The sequence below is a fragment of the Aquidulcibacter paucihalophilus genome (genome assembly GCA_030285985.1).
In the GTDB taxonomy this organism is placed as follows: Bacteria; Pseudomonadota; Alphaproteobacteria; order Caulobacterales; family Caulobacteraceae; genus Brevundimonas.
The window spans coordinates 269,792-293,322 of record CP127384.1; the positions used below are offsets into that span (position 1 = coordinate 269,792).

The following is a 23,531-nucleotide window of genomic DNA, read 5'->3' on the forward strand; positions in this document are numbered from 1 at the left end:
GAATGGCGCGGCCTTGCACAGGCATGACCGGGCTGCGACAAGCCCGTCAGGCGGTTAAGGGAACGCGGTGCGATGCCGCGGCTGTGCCCGCAACTGTAGGCGGCGAGGCCGTCGTTCGATCCGGGGAGCGATCTCCGGCGCCACTGGGCAACCGGGAAGGCGTGGACGGCTGTTGTTGACCCGCAAGCCAGGAGACCTGGCCGCCGACGTCGCTCGTCCGCTGTCCGGGACCAGACAGAGGCGTGGGGCCAACCCTTCCGCAATTGCGGAAATTGTTCCGTCGAAGCGACCCGACCCAGGCGCCGTGCCCCTTCCGGGGGCCGGGTCGGTCGCTTTCACCTGCCGCCGCGCAGCGCCCGCGCGGGGCGACGGGAGACCCGCGCATGACGCGATCCATCCTCTACGCCACGGCCGCGGCCGTGTGCCTTCCCCTGCCCGCCTGGGCGTTGACCGCCGGTGAACCGGGCAGCGATCTGCCCGAGGTCGTCGTCACCGCCACCCGTCTGCCGGCCATCGTCGCCGACACACCGGGGGCCCGGACCATCGACCGGGCGACCATCGACCGGCGCGGTGCCGTCTTCGCCGCCGACATCCTCGGCGATGTGCCCGGCCTGTCCGTCTATCGCGCGGGCCTCGGCGGGGTGACCTCGGTGCGAATCCGCGGTGCCAGCCAGGACAAGTCGCTGGTCCTCGTCGATGGTGTGCCGGTGAATGACCCGTCCCAGCCGGCCGGCGGCTTCGACTTCGCGGGCTTCGACCTGACCGACGTCGACCGCATCGAAACGCTCAGCGGACCGCAGTCGTCCCTGTGGGGCTCGGACGCCATCGGCGGCGTGATCGCCTTCACCAGCCGCGAACTGGACGGCCTGCGCGCCGGGGTCGAGGCCGGATCGCTCGGCACACAGCGCGGCCGGCTGCAGATCGGCCGGGCAGACGACCGCCATGCGCTCGGTGCCTTCGTCTCACACTATGAAAGCGACGGTGTCTCGGCCGCGGCGAGCGGGACCGAGGCCGATGGCTTCGAGACCACCGCCTGGGGCGTGAACGGCCGCTACGCCTTCGACAGCCGCGTCGAGATCGACGGCCGCATCCGTCATGCCGACCGTTTTGCCGAGCTCGACGGGTTTGGCCCCGTCGATTCGCTGGATACGACCGACACCACGGACCGTTCGGGTTTCGTCCGACTGGCGCTCACCGACGTCCTCGGCCTCGATCACCGGGTCACGGCGGCCGTCTCGGACATCGCGCGGACCACTGACAGCGCCTTCCCTTCGGCCTATCAGGGCGAGCACCGCCTGTGGCGCTGGCAGGCCGACAGCCGGGGGACCGGCCCGGTGATCTATGCCTTCGGGATCGAGCGCGAGGAGACCGGGGCCGATCTGAACGGATACAGCGCCGGCCTCGGCGTCGATTCGGCCTTCGGGACGTTGCGTTGGGCCGCGTCGGACCGGCTGACGCTGAATCTCGGCCTGCGCCATGATTCGACCGACGACTTCGGCGGCGAGACGACCGGTCGGATTTCGGCCGCGTACCGGCTGGACGGCGGCCTGACCCTGTCCGGCGCGTTCGGGACCGGCTTCAAGACGCCCAGCGTCAGCCAGGCGGTCTGCGACTTCTGCTTCGTACTGCCGGGCACGGCGGTCGCGCCGCTGGTTCCCGAATACGCCCGCGGTGGCGAGATCGCCCTGGGCTGGCGGTCGACGGATGGACGCTTCGACGGTCGCGCAACCCTCTACCGGCTGGAGGTGGAGGACCAGATCGACGGCTTCTTCGATTCCGGGAGCTTCGAATTCTACTACGTCAACATCGCCGAGACCCGGACCGACGGGGTCGAAGTCGAAGGCCGGGCCGTGCTGGGCGCAGGCTTTGACCTCAGCGCCTCATACGCCTGGACCGACGCCGTCAATGAAGCGACCGGCGCCGCCATCCTGCGCGTGCCGGAACAGGCGGGGTCCGCGACCCTGGGCTGGACCGGCGGTCGCTGGTCGGGAGCCCTGACCGTGCGGGCGGAGGGCGATATGCCCGACTCGGGCGGAACGCGGGACGGCTTCGTGACGGCGAACCTGAACGCCGCCTGGGATGTCACGGATGCCATCACCCTGACCGCGCGGATCGAAAACCTGACGGACGAAACCTGGCAACAGCTGCTGGGCTATGGCGAGCCGGGCCGGTCCGGCTCGGTCGGGATCAGGCTGCGCTACTGATCCTGCGCGGGCCGGCGGCGGTGATCGTCGCCGGCTCCAGCTGCATGGAGGCCCAGTCGAGATCGGGCGTCTGGGCATGGGCCGCGGCGATGACGGCGCGCAGTTCGGCGGCCGAGGCGATGCTGGCGACGACGGCGGACACCTCGGGCAGGCCCATGGCGTAGGCCAGGGTGGCCTGCATCGGATCGACGCGGGCTTCGGCCAGACGCCGCCGGATGCGCGACAGGGTCGGGGCGTGGCGGTGCATTTCGAGGGGCAGGGCCTCGCCGCTCATGAACAGCAGGCCGTCGGCAAAGACCGAGGCGGCGTGGATATCCACGCCGAGGGCCGCGAGCTCGGCGAGGGCGCCGGAATGCTGGGCGCGCTGGTCCAGGAGGTTGCATTTCAGCTGGACCACGTCCGGCTGGAAGCGCCGGGCCAGCAGGCTCGGGCCGTCCTCGACCGTGGCGCAGAAGCCGATGCGGCGATACAGGCCGCGGTCCTTCAGGGCCAGCAGACGGTCCCAGAGGGCGCGGCCCTCGGCACCGGCCAGATCGGCGGCGCTGGAGACCAGCAGCAGGTCGCCGCGCGGCAGGCCGAGACGCTCCAGCGAGCGGCGGGCGCGGGCCTCGACCCGGTCGACGCCGTCACTGACGGACACGGTGCGCACCGAAACCTGGAAGGGCGAAGGGAAGGGCCAGGCCTGGCCGAGCCAGCGTTCGCCGTCGCCGTCAGGCTTGGTCGCGACCCGCGTGATGCCGGAATCGGCGGCGGTCTGGAGCAGCAGGCGCAGGGATTCCTCGCGCGCGCCGGCAGGCGCGGGAATGGCGCGGTCGGGCTGATGCACGACGGCCAGAGCCAATTTGTCGACCGGGGACGGGGCGCGGCTTGGGATCACCCCCGGACTGTGACGACCAAAGTTTAAGGCCCCCCTTCCGAGACCTTGCACGAAGCTTAACCAGCGAACGCCGGTCTTGGCCGTCGGCTCAGGCCGCGCCCTGCCGCAGGGCCTCCAGTACGCCCTTGCCATAGCGGTCCAGCCGGGTCTGGCCGACGCCGGAGATATGGCCCAGCCGCTCGAGGTCGGCCGGTTCGGCGAGGGCGATTTCCAGCAGGGTCTTGTCCTGGAAAATCACATAGGGGGGGACGCGCTGTTCGGCGGCCCGGTCGCGGCGCCAGGTCCGCAGGATCTCGAACCGGGCGCGGACGTCGGCGTCCATGGTCTCGAGCGCGGCGTTGCGGCCCGTGCGCGTCCGCTCGCGCGGGGCTGTGGCGGCGCGGGCGGCGGCGGCGCGCACCTCAATGGCGCGTTCGCCGCGATAGACGGCGCGCACGGCCTCGGGATCGCCCAGCCGGACCAGCGGCTTGCCCTCATTCGGGTCCTCGACCAGCAGCCCTTCGAACATCAGATGGTCGACCACGTCGCGCCAGGTGTGCTGGCCCGTGTCGGCGCCGATGGCCCAGGTGGACAGGGCCGTCTCCCAGGGCTGGACGTCCTTCGTCTTGCCCAGCAGGTGGTCGATGACGCGGGTCTTGCCGAACCGCTCGCCCAGCCGCTGCACCGCCGCCAGCGCCTTCTGGGCCGGGACGGTGGCGTCGAAGACGGCGGGCGGGTCGAGGCACAGGTCGCAGACGCCGCAGCGTTCGGCGCCTTCTTCCCCGAAATAGCGGCGCACGGCCTGGGCGCGACAGACGGCGCCGTCGAGCATGGCGAACAGCTGGCGGGCCTTGCGGACCTGCACCGCCTTGACCTCCTCGGCCATGGGGCGGCCCTCGAGCCGTTTCAGCGTCCAGGCGATGTCGGAGGGGCCGTACAGGGTGATGCCGTCGGCGGGTTCGCCGTCGCGGCCGGCCCGGCCGATCTCCTGCCAGTAGGCCTCGAGCGAGCCTGGCGGATCGGCGTGGATGACGAAACGGACGTCGGCCTTGTCGACTCCCATGCCGAAGGCGATGGTCGCCACCATGACCGCCCCGTCCTCGGCCAGGAACCGCTCTAGCCGGCGGTCGCGGTCGCGGGCGTCCATACCGGCGTGATAGGCGATGGCGTTGGTCCCGGCCTCGCGCAGGGCCTGGGCGACCCGTTCGCAGCCGTCGCGGCTGCCGCAATAGACCACCCCGGACTTGCCGCGCCGCTGGCGCACCAGATCGATGACGGCGGCGTCCGTGCGGGCCCGCGATGCGCTTTCCTTGCGGATCGCCGAGAGTTGCAGATTCGGCCGGGCGAAGCTGTCGACCACGACCTTCGCATCGTCCAGCCGTAGCGAACGGACGATGTCGTCGCGGGTTCGGGCGTCGGCGGTGGCGGTGACGGCGATCCGCGGCACGCCCGGGAACAGCTCGGCCAGTCGGCCCAGGGTCCTGTAATCCGGACGGAAATCATGTCCCCACTGTGAGACACAATGCGCTTCGTCGATGGCGATCAGGCTCAGAGGCAGGTCGTGCAGCCGGTCGATCAGATGCGGCTGGGCCAGTCCCTCGGGTGAGACATAAAGCAGGTCCAGCTCCCCCGCCCGGGCCTGACGCCAGATGGCCGAGCGGTCGTCCATGGAGACGCCCGAGTCGAGCCGCGCGGCCGCCACCCCCTGCTGTTTCAGCGCCTCGACCTGGTCGGTCATCAGGGCGATCAGGGGCGAGACGACGAGACCCAGCCCGGGCCGGAGCATGGCCGGGATCTGGTAGCAGACGCTCTTGCCGCCGCCGGTCGGCAGGACGGCGACGACGTCGCGCCCGGCGAGGATTTCGGTCACCACCTCAGCCTGGCGCCCGCGGAAATCGGCATGGCCCCAGACCCGCTCCAGCGTCGCCCGCGCGTCGGCGAGCGACAGGGCGGGCGGGGAAAGGATCGAGTCGGCGAACATGGCGGCCTTGTGCCTCATTTGTTCCGGTCTGTCAGTGGGGAAGTCCGTATCCGGGCCGCGGTTTTTCCTGCCCTTCAGGGGGCGGGATTCCGGCGCGCGCGGAACCTCCCGCAATAGCGGAACCTCCCGCAATAGTTGCGCCCCCCGGGGTTTATGGACATAGTCCGGCCAATTCAGGGGGTCTCATGCATTTGTATTTCATCGCCGGCGGCGTAGCGCTCGGCGTCTTCGTCATTGGTTTCCTGATCGCGCTTGTTCTGCGCCGGGTGGTCCCGACCAACGAAGTTCACATCGTCCAGCGCGGCCGGTCGCGCGTCAGCTACGGTGCCAGCCAGACGGCCGGAAACGTCTATTACGAGTGGCCGGCCTTCCTGCCCCGGATCGGCGTCCTGGTGACCAAATTCCCGGTCTCGATCTTTGATGTGAACCTGAAAGACTACGAGGCCTACGATACCGGGCGCCTCCCGTTCCGCGTGGACGTGCAGGCCTTCATGCGGATCGCAAAGTCGGACACGGCGGCGGAAAAGGTCGCCAATTTCGACGAGCTGCAACACCAGCTGTCCGGCATCCTCCAGGGCGCCGTCCGGAACGTGCTCGCCACCCACAAGCTCGAGGACATCCTCGAGGCCCGATCCACCCTGGCCGAGGCCTTCACCGCCCAGGTGGACAACCAGCTTCAGGCCTGGGGCGTCGAGACGGTCAAGAACATCGAGTTCATGGACATCCGCGACAGCGCCAACTCCCAGGTCATCGCCAACATCATGGCCAAGGAAAAATCCCGCATCGATCGCGAGAGCCGCGAGGCCGTGGCGATGAACAGCCAGATGGCCCGGACCAAGGAAATCGAGGCCGAGCGCATCGTCGAGGTGAACCAGCAGGACGCCCTGCAGCAGGTCGGCATGCGGACGGCCGAGCAGGAGAAGCAGGTCGGCATCGCCAAACAGGTCGCCGAGCAGGAGGTTCTGGTCGCGCAGAAGGACACCACCGAACGCGAGATGGATGTGAAGCGGGTCGCCGATACGCGCGCCGCCGACATCGCCAAGGGCGTCGCGGAGGTTCAGGCCGCGCAGGAGCGCGAGGTCACCATCATCCGGGCCGAGGGCCAGCGCCAGCAACAGGTCATCGGCGCGGAGGCGGAACGCCAGCGTCTGGAGCTGGTCGCACAGGGCACGCTGGCACAGCAGAAGCTCGACGCCGAAGGTTTGCTGGCGCAGGGCCAGAGCCGCGCCGAAGCCGAGCGGCTGCTGCTCCTGGCGCCGGTCACCACCCAGATCGAACTGGCCCGGGAGATCGGCGGCAACGAGGGCTACCAGACCTATCTGGTGCGCGTGGAGCAGATCAAGGCGGGGCAGACCGTGGGTGTCGCCCAGGCCGAGGCCCTCAAGGCCGCGGACATCAAGGTGATCGTGACGGGCGGCGACGTGCCTTCGGGCATGAACGGCATCACCGACGTGTTCAGCGCCAAGGGCGGACAGGCCCTCGGCGCGATGCTGGAGGGACTGGCCCAGACCGACGCCGGCAAGGCCGTGGTGGAACGGGCGACAAAGGGGTCGGCAAAGCCCAGGGAATAGCGCTGTTGGGGGTCCGGTCGGCCGCCGACAAGTCTATCGGCGGCCGCATCCCTCCCGACGTCGACTCCCCCGGGCCCGGCAGAGTCAGCCAGATTCCGCGTGTTGAGGCGGATCGACAGTCCAGGCGGGCCAGGTCCATCCCGCGGCTACGCCCAGACCTCTCCGCGGTGCGAACCGCCCGCTGAGATCGATCACGAGCCCGGCCTGCGGTGCCGGGCTTTCCGGGGTCGCCTCAATCCCGGTGAGGTCGGGGATTTCAAATTCTGACACCGTCGCCGCGTCTGGCGAAGGACCTGGAAGCTCGTCCACGAAGGACGACGGGGCACCCACGAGCCTGTTCATCAGCAGGCGTCGTTCTTCCATATGGACCTGGTAGAGCGCGTCGTACCTCGCCTGAAGGCCCGCCTCGGAGCGTCGACTCGCCATCGCCGCCTCCTGGAAGACGAAAATCGCCCGCGCCAGGCGGCGAACGCCAACGACCGGTCCACGGAGATCGGCGAGGTCATCCGTGTGACCGTCAACCAGGGCGTCCAGGCGATCCGCGAGATCCCGGTAGGGCTTGAGAGCAATTCCGCCAATCGTCCGCGCTGTGAGGACGCAGGCCACCCAGAGCAGAAAGCCCGTCAGCCCGGCCTTGGTGGCGGCATTCACGAGGGCTTCCTGGCCTGCCTCGAGTGTAAGCTGATGACCCACGGCGACGATGCGTTCGAACTGGAGCGCGGAAAGGCCGCCCAGAACGGTGGCGACCAGGGAGCCGGCGATGAGGGTGATGTGCGATTTGAAGAATGTCGCAGATTCTCGACGGGACATGACAGAAGCCCTTTGACTGTTATCTGTCTTGTAAGAGAACACAGGTCTGCCGCCATATCGTAGTTCTACTGCGCCGACTGTTTTTCTACATGTCCTGACAGGTCCGGCGCTTCCCGTTCTGCGTCAAACCAGAGCCTGAATACGGCAGATAGACTTCGAAGTGCCAGTTTTTCCATCAAGTTGATGCGATACATCTCAACAGTTCGAATACTGAGTTCCAGATTGTAGGCGATCAGCTTGTTCGACAAGCCCGCCAGCAAGCCTTGCACGACCTGTATTTCCCGAGGGGACAGCAAGGCCAGGCGGGCACAGGCGGAAGCCTTGCGGTCCGCTTCAGCTTCGGTCGTGTCGAGGCGTTCGAAGGCCTCGGCCACCATGTTCAGCAGGTCGGCATCCGCATAGGGTTTTTCCAGAAAATACAGGGCACCCGCCCTCATCGCGCGGACCGCGATCTCGATATTGTTGTCGCCGGTGAAGACGATCACCGGCAGCGCCATGCCACTGGCGATCATCTGATCCTGAACACGGAGCCCATCGGGTTCGGGCATGTGGATGTCGAGCAGAACGCATCCCGGCTTCCGATCCGGTTGAGAGTCGAGGAAATGCCGACCGGAGGCATGGGTCTTCACATCATAGCCGTCCGAACGCAGGAGCTCGGCACCGTGCGCCCGGTCGACCGGGTCGGCCTCGACGATGTGTACGCAACGATCAGTCAGCATATCCCGACCCCATGATGGCGTGGTCATCGGATATTGTGATCCGGGGTGCCGGACACTCCGACCCCGCCTGACCTTTACTCTCTTTATTCGGGAAATTCTCTCGCTATTCATCCCCAGGGGTGAGCAACGCCACACAGCGCAATTTTTTGCCATTCAGGACGGCGCATGCACCCTGGGCCCCGGGCTGACCCAATCCCACGAGCCGAAGCCCGGTCGGGGACGACAATCGCGGACGGGCCGGCCGCTCCGAACGCTCGGCGATTCCGGCATCTTCGGCCGACGACCACCCCGGAAAGTGCGGCGCGGGATTTTCCTGCTCCGGCTTCGGTTCGGCAAACGGATCGTAGAGGACGACCCGCAGACCCGGAGCGGGTGCGACGGTTCCGTCGACCCCGCAGCCCGGCCCGGTCTGGCAGGATGGGATCTCAACGGGTGCGGGCGCGACCGCCCGGATCAGGAAGGCTCCAATCGAGAAGCCGAACAACAAGGTGAGCAGGCGCATCGGCATCGCTCCGGGTGATCGGCCCTGTGGGGCCATGATCGGTTCGGCGGTGAACGCGCAACGGCAAGGACCGCCGGCGTTGTAATCAGCGCTGCGGCCTTGGTAGGGGCCGTATGGGAGCGGGCCAATCCGGTAGAAATACTGGGCTCTTCCGGGGCGACTTCGGAGACCGCACCAACCGCGCGCGATCTTGTCTTTGGCTTCGCGCGGCCCCGCATTCCGGCTATAGGCGCCGCCATGACATCCCTTCTCTACGGCCGCCCGCCCGCCGTGTTCGATCCGCCCGGTGCAGCGACCCAGCTTTCGCCCCTGATCCCCGGCGCGACGCCGATCGAGGACCTGGCCGAAGGCTCGGCCGACGGCATCATGATCTACGCCCCGCCCGGCGTTCTGGAGCGGCGCTATACGCTGGCGCTGGCTCTGAGGGCGTTGAAGCCCGGCGGCCGGCTGGACGTCATGGCGGCCAAGGACAAGGGCGGGTCCCGACTGAAGAAGGAGCTGCAGGGCTTCGGCGTCGAGGTCGGCGAGAGCGCCAAGGCGCACCACCGCCGCTGCGTCGTCATCCGCCCGGAGACGCTGACGGGGCTCGAGGCGGCCATCGCCGCCGGCGCGCCGCGGCTGGTCGAGGGCCTGGACGCCTGGTCGCAGCCCGGCGTCTTCGCCTGGGACCGGATCGATGCGGGCTCCCTGCTCCTCGCCCAGGCCCTGCCGCCGCTGAAAGGGGCTGGGATTGATCTCGGCTGTGGTTACGGCGCGCTGGCGACGGTGGTGCTGGGCTCACCGGCGGTGACCTCGCTGCGTCTGGTCGATCTGGACCGGCGGGCGATCGCGGCCGCGAAAAAGAACGTCACGGATCCGCGCGCGACCTTTGAATGGGCCGATGCGCGGACGCTGGAGGATGTCGGCGAGCTGAATTTCGTCGTCAGCAATCCGCCCTTCCATGACGGCGGGGCCGAGGACAAGCGGCTGGGCCAGGCCTTCATCCGCAAGGCCGCGGGCCTGCTGAAGAAGGGCGGCGTGCTGTGGGTCGTGGCCAACCGCCACCTGCCCTATGAGGCCGAGCTGAAGGATGCCTTCAAACGGGTCGACATGATCGCCGACTCCGGCGGCTACAAGGTGTTCGAGGCCGTGAAGTGAGTTCTCTGCTTTCGTCATCCTCCGGCAAGCCGCGCAGCGGCGCAGACCGGGGGACCCAGCGGCGCGCGCGAGCGCGAAACTGCCGGGAGCGCGCTGTTCAAGCCAGCCTGCATGAGCAGGTCGCCTTCGGCGCCGCTGGGTCCCCCGGTCTCGCTGCGCTCGCCGGAGGATGACGAAAGATGAAAACCCCTACCTCCCGCGTGGACAAGCTGCTGGGTTCGATGGGCTATGGCTCGCGGACCGAGATGGCGCGGCTGGGCAAGGCCGGCGGCATCGTGCTGGACGGCGTCGACCTGACCGATGTGTCGAAACGGATCGCGGTGACGCCGGACCTGACGGCGCGGATGGAGATCGACGGCCAGCCGCTGGATCCGGTGCCGGGTCTGGTGATGATGCTGCACAAGCCGCTCGGCATGACCTGTTCGCGCAAGGAGGACGGGGCCCTGGTCTATGACGTCCTGCCGCCCCGCTGGCGGCGGCGCGACCCGGCCATCTCGACCATCGGCCGGCTGGACAAACAGACCACCGGCCTGCTGTTGCTGACCGACGACGGCGACCTCTTGCACCGTGTGATCTCGCCCAAACGCCATGTGGCCAAGGTCTATCGCGCCACCCTGGCCCGGCCGCTGGTGGGGACCGAGGGCGACGTCTTCGCCGCCGGGGGGCTGGTGCTGGAGGGCGAGGACAAGCCGCTCTCGCCCGCCGTGCTGGAAGTCCTGTCGCCCACGGAGGCGCGACTGACGGTGACCGAGGGGCGCTATCACATGGTGCGGCGGATGTTCGCGGCGGTGGGCAACCACGTCGAGGGCCTGCACCGCGAGCGGGTCGGCGGCCTGGCCCTGCCGGACGATCTGGCGCCGGGGGCGTGGCGGCTGCTGGATCAGGACGGCATCAACGCCATATTCGCCACATGAGCGCCCATGCCAAGATCTGCGGCCTGACCACGCCCGGTACGCTCGATGCGGCTCTGGCCGGCGGTGCGGCCTTCGTCGGAGCGGTGGTCTTTCCGAAAAGCCCCCGCCACATCGACCCGCTGCACGGCGCGACCCTGTTCGAACGCGCCCGCAACCGGGCGAAGATCGTGGCGGTGACGGTGGACGCCGACGACGCCCTGCTGACCGAAATCGCCCTCGTCCTGAAGCCCGACCTGATCCAGCTGCACGGCCATGAGAGCCGCGAGCAGGCGCAGCGGGTGCGGATGCTGACGGGGGCGGGGATCATCAAGGTCCTGCCGATCCGGTCGGCAGAGGATTTCGCGGAAGCGGAGGCCTGGGAGCCGCTCGTCGACCATCTGATGTTCGACGCCAGACCGCCCGAGGGCTCGCACCTGCCGGGCGGGGTCGGGGCGCGGTTCGACTGGAGCCTGCTGGCCGGCCGGGTCTTTGACCGGCCGTGGTTCTTGGCCGGCGGTCTGAACCCGGACAATGTGGCGCAGGCGATTTCGGTGTCGGGTGCGCCCCTGGTGGATGTGTCCTCTGGCGTCGAAAGTGCGCCGGGTGTTAAGGACCCGGCCCTGATCGCGGCGTTTCTCGAGGCGGTGCGGTCGGCCTGATTTCCGCCGCTCCCCCGCGCGAAGGCTACTGACGTGAACGCCATCATCCCCAACCACTACGCCATGCCTGACGCCGAGGGCCGTTTCGGTCCCTATGGCGGACGGTTTGTGGCCGAGACCCTGATGCCGCTGGTTCACGAGCTGAACGCGGCCTATGAGGCGGCCAAGGCGGATCCGACTTTCCAGGCGGAGCTGGACGGCTTCCTGACCGACTATGTCGGCCGGCCCAGCCCGATGTACCTGGCCGAGCGGCTGACGGCCCACTACTCGGAGCAGTATGGGGGGGCCGCTGACATCTGGTTCAAGCGCGACGAGCTGAACCATACGGGCGCGCACAAGATCAACAACTGCATGGGCCAGATCCTGCTGGCCATGCGGATGGGCAAGAAGCGGATCATCGCCGAGACCGGCGCTGGCCAGCACGGCGTGGCCACCGCGACGGTCTGCGCCCGCTTCGGCCTGCAATGCGTCGTCTACATGGGTGCCACCGACGTCGAGCGGCAGATGCCCAACGTCTTCCGGATGAAGCTTCTGGGGGCCGAGGTCGTGCCGGTGACGGCCGGGGGGGCGACACTCAAGGACGCCATGAACGAGGCGATGCGTGACTGGGTCACCAACGTCGAGGACACCTACTATCTGATCGGCACGGCGGCCGGCCCGCACCCCTATCCGGCCATGGTCCGCGACTTCCAGTCCGTGATCGGGCGCGAGACCCGGGCCTCGATGCTGGCCCGGCGCGGCAAGCTGCCCGACGCGGTGGTGGCGGCCATCGGCGGCGGTTCGAACGCCATCGGCCTGTTCCATCCCTTCATTGACGACGCCGGCGTGCGGCTGATCGGGGTCGAGGCCGCCGGACGCGGTCTGGACGGCCCGGACCACGCGGCCAGTCTGCAGGGCGGCCGCCCCGGCGTGCTGCACGGCAACCGCACCTATCTGCTGCAGGACGAGGACGGCCAGATTCTCGAGGGCCATTCGATCTCGGCCGGTCTCGACTATCCCGGCATCGGCCCCGAACACGCCTGGCTGAAGGACATCGGCCGCGCCGAATACCGCGCCGCCACAGACATGGAAGCCCTCGAGGCCTTCCAGCTGTGTTCGAAACTGGAAGGCATCATCCCCGCGCTCGAGCCCAGCCACGCGCTCGCCCGGATCGGCGAAATCGCGAAGGAAGTGGGCAAGGGCGGCGATGTCGTGCTCAATATGTGCGGACGGGGCGACAAGGACATCTTCGCTGTGGCGAAGCATCTGGGCGTGGAGTTGTAGACCATGAAAATCGTGATGATGGCCGCCGCGGTGGCCCTTCTGGCCGCGCCGGCGATGGCGCAAACCCCGGCTCCCCTGCAGGTCGAGATCCCGGAACTGCCGACGGCGGTCAACGATCCGACCTGCGGCGGCAAGGTTGGCCTGGCGCAGCAGGCCATGTGCGTGATGACCACCCAGGGTGCCATCGGCGGTCTGGTCGATGCCTACAGTGAGGCCTTCCGGCGGCAGAACTGGCTGGCGGCCGGCGGAGAGGAAAACCGGGTCGTCTATGTGCGACGCCGCCCCGAAGGGGGTTGTGACGGCTTCCAGATGCTGGCCTTCGCCGATGAGGCGCGGGTACCGGGTCCGGCCGAGCCGGCCTGGCTGGCCTTTGCGGCCATACCGGGCGATGTCTGCGCGACCCGACCGGCGGCCGCGGCGACGCCCGCACCGGCGCAATGACCACAGCCCGTATTGACGCCCGCTTCGCCGCCCTGAAGGCGGAAGGACGGGCCGGATTTGTGGCCTATGTGATGGCCGGCGATCCCACGCGGGACGAGGCCCTGCAGATCCTGCGCGGCCTCCCCGCCGCCGGGGCCGACCTCATCGAGCTGGGCTTCCCCTTCTCCGATCCGATGGCCGAGGGGCCGCCGATCCAGCGCGCCGCCCTGCGCGGGCTGAAGGCCGGTCTGACACTGAAAGGGACGCTGGCCCTGGCCGCGGACTTCCGCGCCGGAGACGCCGACACGCCGGTGATCCTGATGGGCTATCTCAATCCGATCGAGAGCTATGGCTATGACGCCTTCGCCCGTGATGCGGCAGCCAGCGGTATCGACGGCCTGATCGTGGTCGACTGCCCGCCGGAAGAGGCCGGGCCGCTGTCGGACGCGCTGGACGCGGCACAGGTCTCCCTGATCCGGCTGGCGACGCCGACGTCGGACGATGCGCGGCTGAAGGTCATCGCCGAACGGACCTCGGGCTTCGTCTATTATGTCTCGGTCGCCGGCGTGACCGGGGTCAAGGAGGCCCAGACCCTGTCTGTCGCCCCGGCCGTGGAGCGCGTGCGCAAGGCCTCGGGCCTGCCGGTCGCCGTCGGCTTCGGGGTCAAGACCGAGGAGCGTGCCGCGAGCATCGCCCGCGTCGCCGATGCGGTGGTCGCCGGCTCGGTTCTGGTCGATGAGGTCGCCGCGGCGCTCGAGGCGAACGAACCGGCCGCCCCGCGCGTTCTGGCGAAGGTGAAGGCCCTCGCGGACGCCGTCCGGGGTGCGCGGGTCGCGGAAACGGTCTAAAGCGCGCCCATGGCTGACAAGAACCCTCCCAAACCCCAGGAAAAACGCGGCGGCTGGCTGAGCCGTTTCGCGCCCGGCGTTCGCAAGATCGTGAGCCGGCGCGACACGCCCGACAATCTGTGGGTCAAGGACCCCGATTCCGGCGAGATGCTGTATCGCCCGGATCTGGAGGCCAGCCTGTGGGTCACGCCGTCGGGCCGGCATATGCGCATCGATGCGCCCACCCGTCTGCGCGCCACCTTCGACGACGGCGACTTCGAGGCCATTGAGACCCCCGAGGTTCCTGAAGACCCGCTGAAATTCTCGGACGGCAAATCCTACAAGGACCGTCTGGCCGCCGCTCGCAAGGCCGCGGGCCGCAAGGACACCATGGCCATCGGTTTCGGCGAGCTGGACGGCACGCCGGCGGTGGTCATCGTCCAGGACTTCACCTTCATGGGTGGGTCGCTGGGCATGGCGGCGGGCGAGGCCTTCATCGCGGCCGCCCGCGCGGCCATCGAACGTGGCGTGCCGCTGGTCTGTTTCACTGCCGCCGGGGGCGCGCGGATGCAGGAAGGCGCGCTAAGCCTGATGCAGATGGCCCGCACCACCCTCGCCATCCAGGAGCTGAAGGCGGTTCAGCTGCCCTTCGTCGTGGTGCTGACCGATCCGACCACGGGCGGCGTCACCGCCAGCTACGCCATGCTCGGCGACGTGCACCTGGCCGAGCCGGGTGCCCTGATCGGCTTCGCCGGCCCGCGCGTGATCGAGGCCACCATCCGCGAAAAGCTGCCGCCCGGCTTCCAGCGGGCCGAATACCTCCAGGAAAAGGGCATGGTCGACAAGGTCGTGCCGCGGGCGGACCTGCCGGTCGTTCTGGGTCAGATCCTGTCGATGCTGATGGGCGGGAAGCGCCGCGCGGCGTAGCCTCGGCCCATGGACCCGATCTCCGAACGCCTGCGCGCGCGCCATCCGCAGCGGATCGATCTGTCGCTGGAGCGGATGCGCATCCTGTGCGCGGCGCTCGGTGATCCCCAGCACCGCCTGCCGCCCGTCGTCCATGTCGCCGGTACCAACGGCAAGGGTTCGACCGTCGCCTTCATCCGCGCCATCGCGGAGGCCGCGGGCCTGAGGGTCCACACCTACACCTCGCCCCATCTGGTGCGTTTCAATGAACGGATCCGGCTGGCGGGCCAGTTGATAGGGGACGCACCCCTGAACGCCATTCTCGACCGGATCGAAGCCGTGGGGACCGAGGCGACGGTGTTCGAAAGCACCACCGCCGCCGCCTTCGTCGCTATGAGCGAGACGCCCGCCGACCTGGCCATCATCGAGGTCGGGCTCGGCGGCCTGCTGGACGCCACCAACGTCATCGAACGGCCCCTGCTCAGCGTCATCGCGCCGGTCGACCTCGATCACGCCGAGTTCCTCGGCACGGATCTGCACGGGATTGCGGTGGAGAAGGCCGGAATCCTCAAGGCGGGCGCGCGGGGCCTGATCGCCCGCCAGTCCGAGGTCGCCATGGCGGCGATCGAGGCGGCGGCGAGGGCTGTGCATGCGCCTCTGACCGTCATGGGCGTGGATTTCGACGCCTGGGCCGATCGCGGCGGCCTGTCCTTCCAGGACCAGGAGCGGTTCCTCGACCTGCCGGCACCGGCCCTGAGCGGTCCGCACCAGGTCGACAACGCCGGTCTGGCGGTCGCCGTGGCCCTCGAGCTTGACCTGCCGGAGACGGCCATCGCCGAAGGCCTGCGCGCGGTGCGTTGGCCGGCCCGGATGCAAAGGCTCACCGCGGGTCCTTATGGCGAGGCCGCGCGGGCCGCGGATGCCGAACTGTGGCTGGACGGCGGGCATAATCCGCATGCGGGCGCGGCCCTGGCGGCGGCCCTGGCGGAACGACAGGCCAGGGCACCGCGACCGCTGGCCCTGATCGTCGGCATGCTGGCCAACAAGGACGCCGGGGGCTTCTTCGAGGCGCTCGGCCAGTCCGGCGCGGCCGTCTTCACCGTGCCCTTCGACGGGGCGGCGGCCGAGCCGGAGGCCCTGGCGGCGGTGGCGCGCGGTCACGGCCTCGGCGCGACACCCTGCGCTTCGGTTGATGAGGCGCTGGCTCGCGCCCTGCGGCTGGGCGCCGGCCGGGTTACGATCTGCGGATCGTTGTATCTCGCGGGCGAGGTGTTGGCCGCTTCCCGCGAAACCTGGCCGGACTGAGCCGGCCGGGTTCGTCAGCCGTTGGGGCCGCCCGGCGTCACCTGGGCACCTTCATCGGGCATGCGCATTCTCTGCATGGAGCGCATGAACTCCCGCGTCTGTTGATCCTGGACCCCGGCGCGAGGGATGTCGCGGCAGACGCGCTGCTGCATGTTGGATCCCGTGGCGCGCTCCAGCCGGCAGACGCGGCGGGTGTCGCCCTCGGGTCCGGGTGGCGCGCTGGCCGGGCGGGCCTCGGCCGGCGGGGCTGCGCCGGCGATGACGGCGACCTGGCCTCCGTCAGCAAGCAGGATTGTGGCGAACAGGGCGGCGGTCAGCATGGTGACTCTCCAGCATCCGTTGGGATGGCCGGAAGGAAAACATCGTTCAGCCGGCAGGACAAGTTACGGTTCGGACAGGCCCGGAGGGCCAGCCTCAGGCCGCGGACTTGCCGACCCCGGCTTCGGCCAGCCATTCGACGATCTTGCCCTTGGGCATGGCCCCGACCTTCATCGAGGCCATCTGGCCGTCCTTGAACAGCATCAGGGTGGGAATGCCCTTCACGCCCAGTTTCGACGGGATCATCGGGCTGTCGTCGATATTGACCTTGGCGATCACCACCTGACCGGCCAGTTCGTCGGCGATCTGTTCGAGCGCGGGGCCGATCTGTTTGCAGGGGCCGCACCACTCGGCCCAGAAATCGACCAGAACCGGGACGGACGCTTTCAGAACGTCGGCGTCGAAACTGTCGTCGGTGACCTTGAGGGTGGCCATGGGGAAATCTCTCCGGATCGGCCGGCCATCATGAGGTGATTCCGGCGCTTCGAAAGCCGATGTGGGGCGGGTTGCCGATCAAATCAACGGACGATCTGCTCAGACCGCCAGGGCGGCGTCCAGCATCGCCTGCGGAACGGCCATCAGGCGGGGGCCATCGGTCCAGACCAGGGCAGCCTCTACGGCCCGGTCCGGGTAGAGCTCGCGCAGGACCGCGGCATAGATCGCCAGCTGCAGCACATAGGCCGGGTCGGCGTCCTCGATCCGGTCGGGGGCGGGGCGGTTGGTCTTGTAGTCGATGACCAGCACCCGGTCCGGCGTGACCACCAGCCGATCCATCCGACCTGAAACGGCGGTGGTCCCGATCGATCCGGTCAGGGCCACCTCGGGTCGGGAGCCGGCCCCGAACACCGGCGCGAACCGCGCGTCGTCCAGGACCGAGAAGGCCGCAGCGATCATTTCGGCGCGCTGGGCGTCATCGATGTCCCGTTCGCGGGATAGCATCCGAGTCGCGGCAAGCGGGCGATCAGGCGCGGGAATATCCGGCAGTCGCTCCAGCAACCTGTGGATCAGGTCGCCCCGCCGGAACCGGCCCAGCGGCGCGCCCGGTCCGGCCGTGGTGGCCAGCGGTGACGGCGCGGGCGTGCGCAGGGTCTCCTCCATCCGCGAAGGGGCAGCGAGGCGGCCGGAGGCGTCGGGGGCGGGCGGGGTTCGCGCCCAGGGCGGAACGATGACGGCTTTTGTCAGGCTGGAAGCGGCAGGGGCGGCGGCCTCGTCCAGGTCGACGCCGAAGCGCAGCAGGCCATCGCCCACATCGCGCACATTCAGTGTGTCGTCCTCGTCCAGCCGCTGGAAGGTTTCGGCGATCACGTCCCACCAGCTTCCGACCTCGAAGCCGGTATCGGGCCGCCTGAGCGCACGCCCCATGATGATCAGGCGATCGCGGGCACGGGTCAGGGCGACATAGAGCAGCCGCAGCGACTCGGCGTCGGTTCGCGCGACGCGGGCATCGCGGGCAGCCTTCGAGGCGGCGCAGTCGTCCTTCGTCGAGCCCGGACACATCAACCAGCCCTCGCCCTCCGACCCGTCCTCGCCGGCGGCGGGCATCAGGGTCGGGCCCTGCGGCTTGGCCCGCGAGGTGGTGTCGGGAAGGATGACGACGGGTGCCTCGAGGCCCTTGGCCCCGTGGACGGTCATGACCCGAACCTCGTTTCGGGCCCCTTCCATCTCTCGCTTGACCTCGACGTCGGCAGCTTCGAGCAGGGCGACGTTTGTCTCCAGGTCAACGCCGCCGCGGTCCTCGGCGGCCAGGACCTGGGCGAGGGTCTCATCGATGGCTTCCTCGGCCTCGCGACCCAGCCGGGCGAGGATGCGGGCACGGCCGGTGACGCCGGTCTCGTCGACGCGGTTCAGCAGGCTTGAGAAGAAGGCGAAGGGGTCGCGGTCGCGCGCGTCCAGCGCGGCCTGGATGAAGTCGCGGGCCCGTCGCCAGACCGGCTGCTCGTCTGCCCGAAGCTGCAGTTCCTGCCACAGCGAGCGGCCTTGCCGGCCTTCCTTGTCGGCCAGCGGATAGAGGCTGTGCGGATCGCCGAAATCGGTGACGTCGCAGAAGGGGCTGCGCAGGACCTCGGCGAGGCTGAGGTCGTCGTCGGGATAGAGGGCGAAACGGGCCACGGCGATCAGGTCGTCGAAGACGATATGGCTGCTCAGCTTCAGCCGGTCGGCCCCCGCGACGGGCACGGCCTCGGCCTTGAGAGCGCGGATGATTTCCTCGAACAGGGCATCGCGGCGGCGGACCAGAATGAGAAAGTCGCCCCAGCGGGCGGGACGCCGGCCTTCGGGCGCTCCGCGATCATGGATGGCGACACCGGCGTCGACCTGCCGGCGGATATCGCGGGCGAGGGCGCGCGCCAGCTGTTTGCGGCCGCTGCGGGCGTCCTCCTTGTCAACCGGCGCGTTCCAGGCCTCGGCGTCGGGCGCGGCGGGGTCCTGGAAGAGGGGCCAAAGGTCAACCGAGCCATGCTCGCCGACGCGGGCCGGCTGATGGCTCGGGATGTCGCCCGAGGTGCCGACGAGGGCGCGGGTTCGCTCGGGCCCCTCGAAGGCGGCGTCGACGAAGGCCAGCACCTCCTCCGTCGAGCGGAAGGAGGTGTCGAGCGGCACTTCCTGGAACGGCCGTCCGGCACCGCGGACAAGGGCGTCATAGGCCTGGGCCTCCTGGCGGAGCCGTTCCGGTCGGGCCCCCTGGAAGGAGTAGATCGACTGTTTCTCGTCGCCGACGGCGAAGACCGTGCGGGGGATGCTGGGGGCGGTCTGGCCCCGACGCGGCGCGCCCTCGCCCGAGAAGAACTCCTCGGTCAGGGCCTTGAAGATGGCCCACTGGTCGGGAGCGGTGTCCTGAGCCTCGTCGACGAGGACGTGCTCGATGCCCCCGTCCAGCTTGAACAGCACCCAGGCGGCGGTGGACCGCCCGGTCAGCAGATCCACGGTCCGGACGACGAGGTCGGAGAAGTCGAGTGCGCCCTGCCGGGCCTTGGCCGCCTCGTAGAGGGCGGCGTGGGTCCGCGCCAGGGTCAGGGCCTTGACCGTGTCGTCCGCGACCTTCGCCGCCCGCATGCGGTCCAGCACGGCGCAGTATTTCAGCGAGACCGAGTCGAGATAGCCGGCCGCCGCGGGCGGAGCGCTCTTCGTGCCGAATTTGGTCCGCGCCTCGCCTTTTGAGTCGATGAAAAGGGCCTTCATCGCCGCGAGACTGGAGTGCGGGGGAACCGCCTCGCGCATCTGGTGTGCGATCTTCTGGTCGTTGGCGGATCCTGTGGCGAAGCCGTCGGCGGCGGCGCGCCATTCCGCAGGGTCCAGCCAGTTGAGGAAGTCACGCTCGATCACGCCGGGGGTCTCGTCCTCGGCGACGCCGGCGAGGATGTGCGGGCCCGGGGCGGCACCGCTGTCGACGCGCTCCACATAGGCCACCAGCTTGCCGCGCTCGGTCTCGATCATGGCCAGCAGGGCGTGGAAGGCCTTCCAGTCCAGCTCGACCGCGAAATGGGCATAGGCGGCACCCAGCCGGCCGTCGGGATCGGCGAGGGCGGCGCGGGCCAGGTCCTCGCGCGCCGCATGGGACAGGGCGATGGCCGCCTCATTCTCCAGCACCCTGAAGGCGGGGGAGACGCCGGCCTCGATGGGGAAACGCCGCAGCAGCTTCTCGCAGAAGGCGTGGATGGTCTGGATCTTCAGCCCACCGGGCGTCTCCAGCGCGCGAGCGAACAGGCGACGGGCGTCGGACAGGTCGGCGGGCTTGAGTCCGGCGGGGTCGCGGCCGTCAAGAAGGACCAGATCGCCGGCCAGTTCCTCGTCGTCCATGACGGCCCAGCGGCCCAGCTTTTCGAACAGCCGCGCCTGCATCTCGGCGGCCGCGGCCTTGGTGTAGGTGACGCACAGGATCTCGGCCGGGCGCGCCTTCTGCAGCAGCAGCCGGGCCACCCGGTCCACAAGGGTGGTGGTCTTGCCCGAGCCGGCGTTGGCCGTGACGAAGACCGAACGGCCGGGATCGGCGGCGGTCCTCTGGTGGGCGCGGGCCTGTTCGAGGGGAGACAGGGTCATTCGGGGGCCTCGTCCTCGCCGCCGACGACGTGCCATTCCCAGACCCGGGCCAGATGGTCGTAGTTGCCGCCGAAATTGCCCATGAACTGGGGCGCGGCCCAGGAGACATAGGGCCGGGCCTCGTCGTCGAAGGCGGCGACGCCGTCGATCAGCCGGGCCAGTTCGCGCCCGGCCAGTTCCGCAGCGGTGAGGGGCTGGTTGCGGCCGACCTTGCCCACGTCGACCGACTCGCCGGGTGTCTTGCGGCCGGTGACCTTGACGTAGAGCAGTTCGGACGCCGGCGTCGGCGGGGCGTCGGCGAACCCGCCGTCGGCAAGGATGGCGGCGGTGAGGGTCAGCTGGGGCGCGAAGCCTTGGGCGACCTGTCTGGCCGTGGGGGTCGAGCCGGTCTTGAAGTCGATCACGGCGGCTCCGGCGGCGTCGAGTTCGACCCGGTCCGCCTTGGCGGTCAGGGTGAAGGGGCCGAACGGGGCGTCGAACGTCATCCGGCCCGTCTGTTCGATCAGCAGGGTCGCCCCGCGCGCCCGGCGCTCGCGCTCCCAGCCGGCCAGCCAGACGGCGCAGTTGCGGGCCAGCGGCGTCTCCCGGGCCATCGCGTGGTCCTCGAAGCCGGCGGCGTCCAGCTCCTCGCGCAGGAAGCCCTCGATCTGGTCGGCGCAGTCGTCGGGCAAGGCATCGGGCCAGCTGACGACGACGCGTTCGATCGCCCGGTGGACGGCATTGCCGCGGGCCATGGCCTCGGCCGAGGCACCCGGACGGTCGAGCTTCTGCAGAGCAAGAATGCGTTGGGCATAGACGGCATAGGGGTCGCGCACCCAGCGCTCGATCCCGGTGACCGGCAACTGGCGCGGACGGCGATGCACGGGCGGCGTCGGCGCCGGACGGCGGGCGTAGCGCGGCGGTCCCGGCAGCGGGACATCCAGCGTCCGGGCCAGATCCACGGCGTCCGACGGCCGCTCGAGCACGACAGGCGTGCTCGGGGCGTCGGCACCGCGGGTCAGCATCTCCAGCCGCCAGAGCCAGCGCGACTTGACCGCCGGCTGCCCGCCGCGGCGCTCGGAATGGACCAGTATGGCCTCGTCGGCGCAGGCGGCCTGGACGAAGTCCTGGGCGGTCTGGCCGAGGCGGCGCTCGGGCGGCGGCAGGCCGAGGGCCGCCCGCATGGGCCGCGACAGGAAGGGATCGGTCGGGGCGGCATTGGGCCAGACGCCTTCTTCCAGTCCTGCCAGAATCATCCGGTCGGCCCGCACCAGCCGGGCCTCGATCGCACCGAGAATGCGCAGGCGCGGCTGGTTGGCCCCGCCGGTACGAACGGTCTCTTCGGCCAGCAGGCTGCGGATCAGGTCGGCGAATTCGGCGCGCGAGACGGGGCCCAGCGACGCCCCGCCCTCGATCAGGCCGGACAGCAGGGCCGCAGCCGCCTCTCCGTCGGGACCGGCCCAGGCATCCTGCCCGGCAAGCGCCTCGATCAGTTCTGTCAGACCGCGGGCAGCGACGTCGAGCGGGGCGTCCGGGGTGAAGGGCGCGAGGGCGGCGGCGGACAGGGTCTCCAGCCGGTCGACCAGGGTCGTGGCCGCCGCCAGGCGGGCGCGGGTTCCCTCCGACGGCGCCTTGCCGTCGTCGCGGGGCTCTCCGGCCTTGAGCAGGGCGCGCCGCAGACGGGCCCAGTCACGGTGACGTGGGCCGCGCAGGGCGTGGTGCTCCAGCGCCTGCCGCGCGACGGCGGAATCGGTCTCGCCGAGGTCGAGCCGGGCCAGGGGGTGTTTCAGCAGGCCGAGCAGGGCGTGGGGGTCGAGGGGTTTCGCCACGAAGCGGACCGCGAGATCGATCAGCCGGCCGGCGTCCATGCGCGACAGGGGCTGGCCGGACGAGACGTCGGCGACGCCCCCCCAGCGCTCGAGCCGGGCGGCGACGCGCCGGCCCAGCGCCAGGTCGGGGGTGACGAGGGCGCAGGTCTTTCCGGGTGTCTCCAGCGTCTCGCGCATCATCAGGGCGAGGGCGGCGGCGGCGTCCTCCTCGGCCCGGACGGTAACGACGGACAGACCCTCAAGACCCTGGGCGATCGGGTCGGCGGACTGTTCGCGGAAGGCATCCTTGCGCAGGGTGCTGATAACCGTGCGCCAGTCGTCGGTCGCGTCGGCGGGGCGCAGGGCTTCGTTGATCAGCCGCTGACGCGCCCGGTCTCGCCTGCGGGACACAGGGTCCTCTGCGGGCTCGAACCATGGCCGGACTTCCTCGCGTTCCGCGCGACCGTCCAGCAGTCGCCAGAGCGCATTCTGCGGATGCTGTTCGTTATCGCCCAGCGTTGCCCAGACCGCCGGATCCAGTTCGCGGTCGAGGCCGGGCAGGACGACGCAACCGCGTGGGGCGGCCGCGACGGCGGCCAGCACAGCGGCGGCCGCGGGGGCGGTGCCGGTCGAGCCCGCGGCGATGACCGTCTGGGTCGGCGGCCGCTCGGTCCAGGCGGTGGCCAGAAGGCGCAACAGGCGGGCGCGACGCCAGGCCGGATCGACCAGCCCCATGGCCTCAAGACGCTTCGGCCAGGCCTCTACGGCGAGGGCGAGGAACTCGGCGGACTCCCGCCAGTGTTCGGCCAGATCCTCCTCGACCAGGGTGGCGACCCGATGCAGGTCCTCGACCTCCTCCAGCTGGCAGGAGTCGAGGAAGCCGCCGAGCGCGTCGGCCATCTCCAGGGCGCGCAGGGGCGACAGGCCGGGGCGGAAATCCTCGACGATCATTCGCGCCATCTCGAATCGCCGCGTCAGGGGCGCGATGGCCGGGGGCAGGTCGAGCCCCAGCTCGCCCGGCGCGAACGGCGGCTCGTCTTCTTCCAGATCGCCCAGCGGCCGGACCTGCGGCAGCAGGATGGCCCGCCCGCCGGCCTGTCTCGTCAGGGCGGCGGTGAAGGCCCGGGCCGCGCGGCGGTTGGGCAGCAGGATGACGGCGTCGGACAAGGTCTCGGGCGGATGGTCGCCGAGCCAGTCGAGCACGCCGGCGGCGAGATCCTCAAGGAAGGGGCGGCGGGCCTCGATCGCATACCAGCGCGGCCCTGCCGGTTGGAACGGATCGAAGCGGGCGGTCATTGGGTGCCTACCGCTCGACGCGCGGCGTCTCGCTGCATGAGG

Annotated in this window: 19 protein-coding genes and 1 riboswitch; of the genes, 10 read left to right on the forward strand and 9 right to left on the reverse strand. The window is 69.8% G+C overall.

The features are described from left to right. Nucleotides 1-56: 56 nt before the first annotated feature. Nucleotides 57-198, forward strand: a riboswitch (cobalamin riboswitch). Between the two features lie 185 nt (nucleotides 199-383). Next, nucleotides 384-2,204: a TonB-dependent receptor gene (locus tag KB221_01435; protein WIY69700.1), complete on the forward strand. Its 1,821-nt coding sequence runs from the start codon at nucleotides 384-386 to the stop codon at nucleotides 2,202-2,204. Here the strand turns inward: KB221_01435 and KB221_01440 are convergent. Both KB221_01440 and recQ read right to left on the reverse strand, forming a co-directional pair. Then, complete coding sequence (locus KB221_01440) at nucleotides 2,188-3,045, reverse strand: aldo/keto reductase (GenBank protein ID WIY69701.1); 858 nt, start codon at nucleotides 3,043-3,045, stop codon at nucleotides 2,188-2,190. The genes KB221_01435 and KB221_01440 overlap by 17 nt on opposite strands. A gap of 124 nt (nucleotides 3,046-3,169) precedes the next feature. Continuing rightward, on the reverse strand, nucleotides 3,170-5,041 hold the full coding sequence (gene recQ, locus KB221_01445; GenBank protein WIY70845.1) for a DNA helicase RecQ: 1,872 nt from the start codon (nucleotides 5,039-5,041) through the stop codon (nucleotides 3,170-3,172). A gap of 185 nt (nucleotides 5,042-5,226) precedes the next feature. Between recQ and KB221_01450 the strand changes: the two genes are divergently transcribed. Beyond that, nucleotides 5,227-6,612, forward strand: coding sequence for an SPFH domain-containing protein (locus tag KB221_01450; GenBank protein ID WIY69702.1), 1,386 nt, complete (start codon nucleotides 5,227-5,229; stop codon nucleotides 6,610-6,612). Between the two features lie 84 nt (nucleotides 6,613-6,696). On the opposite strand, the gene KB221_01455 is transcribed toward KB221_01450, so the two are convergent. The 3 genes from KB221_01455 to KB221_01465 form a co-directional block, all read right to left on the reverse strand. Continuing rightward, nucleotides 6,697-7,464 (reverse strand): hypothetical protein, encoded by a 768-nt coding sequence (locus KB221_01455; protein WIY69703.1) that lies wholly within the window; start codon nucleotides 7,462-7,464, stop codon nucleotides 6,697-6,699. A gap of 23 nt (nucleotides 7,465-7,487) precedes the next feature. Continuing rightward, entirely contained in the window at nucleotides 7,488-8,141 is a 654-nt protein-coding gene (locus KB221_01460) for a response regulator (GenBank protein WIY69704.1), read from the reverse strand. A gap of 103 nt (nucleotides 8,142-8,244) precedes the next feature. After that, complete coding sequence (locus tag KB221_01465) at nucleotides 8,245-8,643, reverse strand: hypothetical protein (protein ID WIY69705.1); 399 nt, start codon at nucleotides 8,641-8,643, stop codon at nucleotides 8,245-8,247. Between the two features lie 237 nt (nucleotides 8,644-8,880). On the opposite strand from KB221_01465, the gene KB221_01470 reads away from it, so the two are divergent. The 8 genes from KB221_01470 (at nucleotide 8,881) to KB221_01505 (ending at nucleotide 16,053) form a co-directional block, all read left to right on the forward strand. Next, entirely contained in the window at nucleotides 8,881-9,780 is a 900-nt protein-coding gene (locus KB221_01470) for a class I SAM-dependent methyltransferase (GenBank protein ID WIY69706.1), read from the forward strand. A 179-nt stretch (nucleotides 9,781-9,959) separates the two neighbouring features. Next, nucleotides 9,960-10,694 carry a pseudouridine synthase gene (locus KB221_01475; protein ID WIY69707.1) on the forward strand — a complete coding sequence of 245 codons (735 nt, stop codon included), beginning with the start codon at nucleotides 9,960-9,962 and terminating at the stop codon, nucleotides 10,692-10,694. Further along, the gene (locus KB221_01480; GenBank protein WIY69708.1) at nucleotides 10,691-11,332 is read left to right on the forward strand and encodes a phosphoribosylanthranilate isomerase; all 642 of its coding nucleotides are present in this window, start codon (nucleotides 10,691-10,693) and stop codon (nucleotides 11,330-11,332) included. The genes KB221_01475 and KB221_01480 overlap by 4 nt, the downstream gene beginning before the upstream one ends. Nucleotides 11,333-11,365: 33 nt before the next feature. Then, nucleotides 11,366-12,595 (forward strand): tryptophan synthase subunit beta, encoded by a 1,230-nt coding sequence (trpB, locus tag KB221_01485; GenBank protein ID WIY69709.1) that lies wholly within the window; start codon nucleotides 11,366-11,368, stop codon nucleotides 12,593-12,595. A 3-nt stretch (nucleotides 12,596-12,598) separates the two neighbouring features. Next, nucleotides 12,599-13,036 carry a hypothetical protein gene (locus KB221_01490; protein ID WIY69710.1) on the forward strand — a complete coding sequence of 146 codons (438 nt, stop codon included), beginning with the start codon at nucleotides 12,599-12,601 and terminating at the stop codon, nucleotides 13,034-13,036. Beyond that, a complete protein-coding gene (trpA, locus tag KB221_01495; GenBank protein ID WIY69711.1) occupies nucleotides 13,033-13,863 on the forward strand; it encodes a tryptophan synthase subunit alpha in 831 nt (276 codons plus the stop codon). The genes KB221_01490 and trpA overlap by 4 nt, the downstream gene beginning before the upstream one ends. Nucleotides 13,864-13,872: 9 nt before the next feature. Continuing rightward, a complete protein-coding gene (locus tag KB221_01500; protein WIY69712.1) occupies nucleotides 13,873-14,769 on the forward strand; it encodes an acetyl-CoA carboxylase carboxyltransferase subunit beta in 897 nt (298 codons plus the stop codon). 9 nt (nucleotides 14,770-14,778) lie between these two features. After that, nucleotides 14,779-16,053, forward strand: a complete 1,275-nt coding sequence (locus KB221_01505) for a folylpolyglutamate synthase/dihydrofolate synthase family protein (GenBank protein ID WIY69713.1) — start codon at nucleotides 14,779-14,781, stop codon at nucleotides 16,051-16,053. Between the two features lie 14 nt (nucleotides 16,054-16,067). On the opposite strand, the gene KB221_01510 is transcribed toward KB221_01505, so the two are convergent. The 4 genes from KB221_01510 to addB all read right to left on the reverse strand — a co-directional run bounded on the left by KB221_01510 (nucleotide 16,068) and on the right by addB (nucleotide 23,489). Beyond that, a complete protein-coding gene (locus tag KB221_01510; GenBank protein ID WIY69714.1) occupies nucleotides 16,068-16,373 on the reverse strand; it encodes a hypothetical protein in 306 nt (101 codons plus the stop codon). A gap of 94 nt (nucleotides 16,374-16,467) precedes the next feature. Next, a complete protein-coding gene (gene trxA, locus KB221_01515) occupies nucleotides 16,468-16,806 on the reverse strand; it encodes a thioredoxin (GenBank protein WIY69715.1) in 339 nt (112 codons plus the stop codon). Nucleotides 16,807-16,905: 99 nt separating this feature from the next. After that, nucleotides 16,906-20,406, reverse strand: coding sequence for a double-strand break repair helicase AddA (gene addA, locus KB221_01520; protein WIY69716.1), 3,501 nt, complete (start codon nucleotides 20,404-20,406; stop codon nucleotides 16,906-16,908). Beyond that, nucleotides 20,403-23,489, reverse strand: coding sequence for a double-strand break repair protein AddB (addB, locus tag KB221_01525; protein WIY69717.1), 3,087 nt, complete (start codon nucleotides 23,487-23,489; stop codon nucleotides 20,403-20,405). Before addB ends, addA begins: the two co-directional genes overlap by 4 nt. Between the last annotated feature and the right edge of the window lie 42 nt (nucleotides 23,490-23,531).

What these genes read in the sequence shown, in the direction of transcription:
- KB221_01435 (WIY69700.1), top strand. Translation starts at nt 384, where the DNA reads ATGACGCGATCCATCCTCTACGCCACGGCCGCGGCCGTGTGCCTTCCC.
- recQ (WIY70845.1), bottom strand. Translation starts at nt 5,041, where the DNA reads ATGTTCGCCGACTCGATCCTTTCCCCGCCCGCCCTGTCGCTCGCCGAC.
- KB221_01450 (WIY69702.1), top strand. Translation starts at nt 5,227, where the DNA reads ATGCATTTGTATTTCATCGCCGGCGGCGTAGCGCTCGGCGTCTTCGTC.
- KB221_01460 (WIY69704.1), bottom strand. Translation starts at nt 8,141, where the DNA reads ATGCTGACTGATCGTTGCGTACACATCGTCGAGGCCGACCCGGTCGAC.
- KB221_01465 (WIY69705.1), bottom strand. Translation starts at nt 8,643, where the DNA reads ATGCGCCTGCTCACCTTGTTGTTCGGCTTCTCGATTGGAGCCTTCCTG.
- KB221_01470 (WIY69706.1), top strand. Translation starts at nt 8,881, where the DNA reads ATGACATCCCTTCTCTACGGCCGCCCGCCCGCCGTGTTCGATCCGCCC.
- KB221_01475 (WIY69707.1), top strand. Translation starts at nt 9,960, where the DNA reads ATGAAAACCCCTACCTCCCGCGTGGACAAGCTGCTGGGTTCGATGGGC.
- KB221_01480 (WIY69708.1), top strand. Translation starts at nt 10,691, where the DNA reads ATGAGCGCCCATGCCAAGATCTGCGGCCTGACCACGCCCGGTACGCTC.
- KB221_01490 (WIY69710.1), top strand. Translation starts at nt 12,599, where the DNA reads ATGAAAATCGTGATGATGGCCGCCGCGGTGGCCCTTCTGGCCGCGCCG.
- trpA (WIY69711.1), top strand. Translation starts at nt 13,033, where the DNA reads ATGACCACAGCCCGTATTGACGCCCGCTTCGCCGCCCTGAAGGCGGAA.
- KB221_01500 (WIY69712.1), top strand. Translation starts at nt 13,873, where the DNA reads ATGGCTGACAAGAACCCTCCCAAACCCCAGGAAAAACGCGGCGGCTGG.
- KB221_01505 (WIY69713.1), top strand. Translation starts at nt 14,779, where the DNA reads ATGGACCCGATCTCCGAACGCCTGCGCGCGCGCCATCCGCAGCGGATC.
- KB221_01510 (WIY69714.1), bottom strand. Translation starts at nt 16,373, where the DNA reads ATGCTGACCGCCGCCCTGTTCGCCACAATCCTGCTTGCTGACGGAGGC.
- trxA (WIY69715.1), bottom strand. Translation starts at nt 16,806, where the DNA reads ATGGCCACCCTCAAGGTCACCGACGACAGTTTCGACGCCGACGTTCTG.
- addA (WIY69716.1), bottom strand. Translation starts at nt 20,406, where the DNA reads ATGACCCTGTCTCCCCTCGAACAGGCCCGCGCCCACCAGAGGACCGCC.
- addB (WIY69717.1), bottom strand. Translation starts at nt 23,489, where the DNA reads ATGACCGCCCGCTTCGATCCGTTCCAACCGGCAGGGCCGCGCTGGTAT.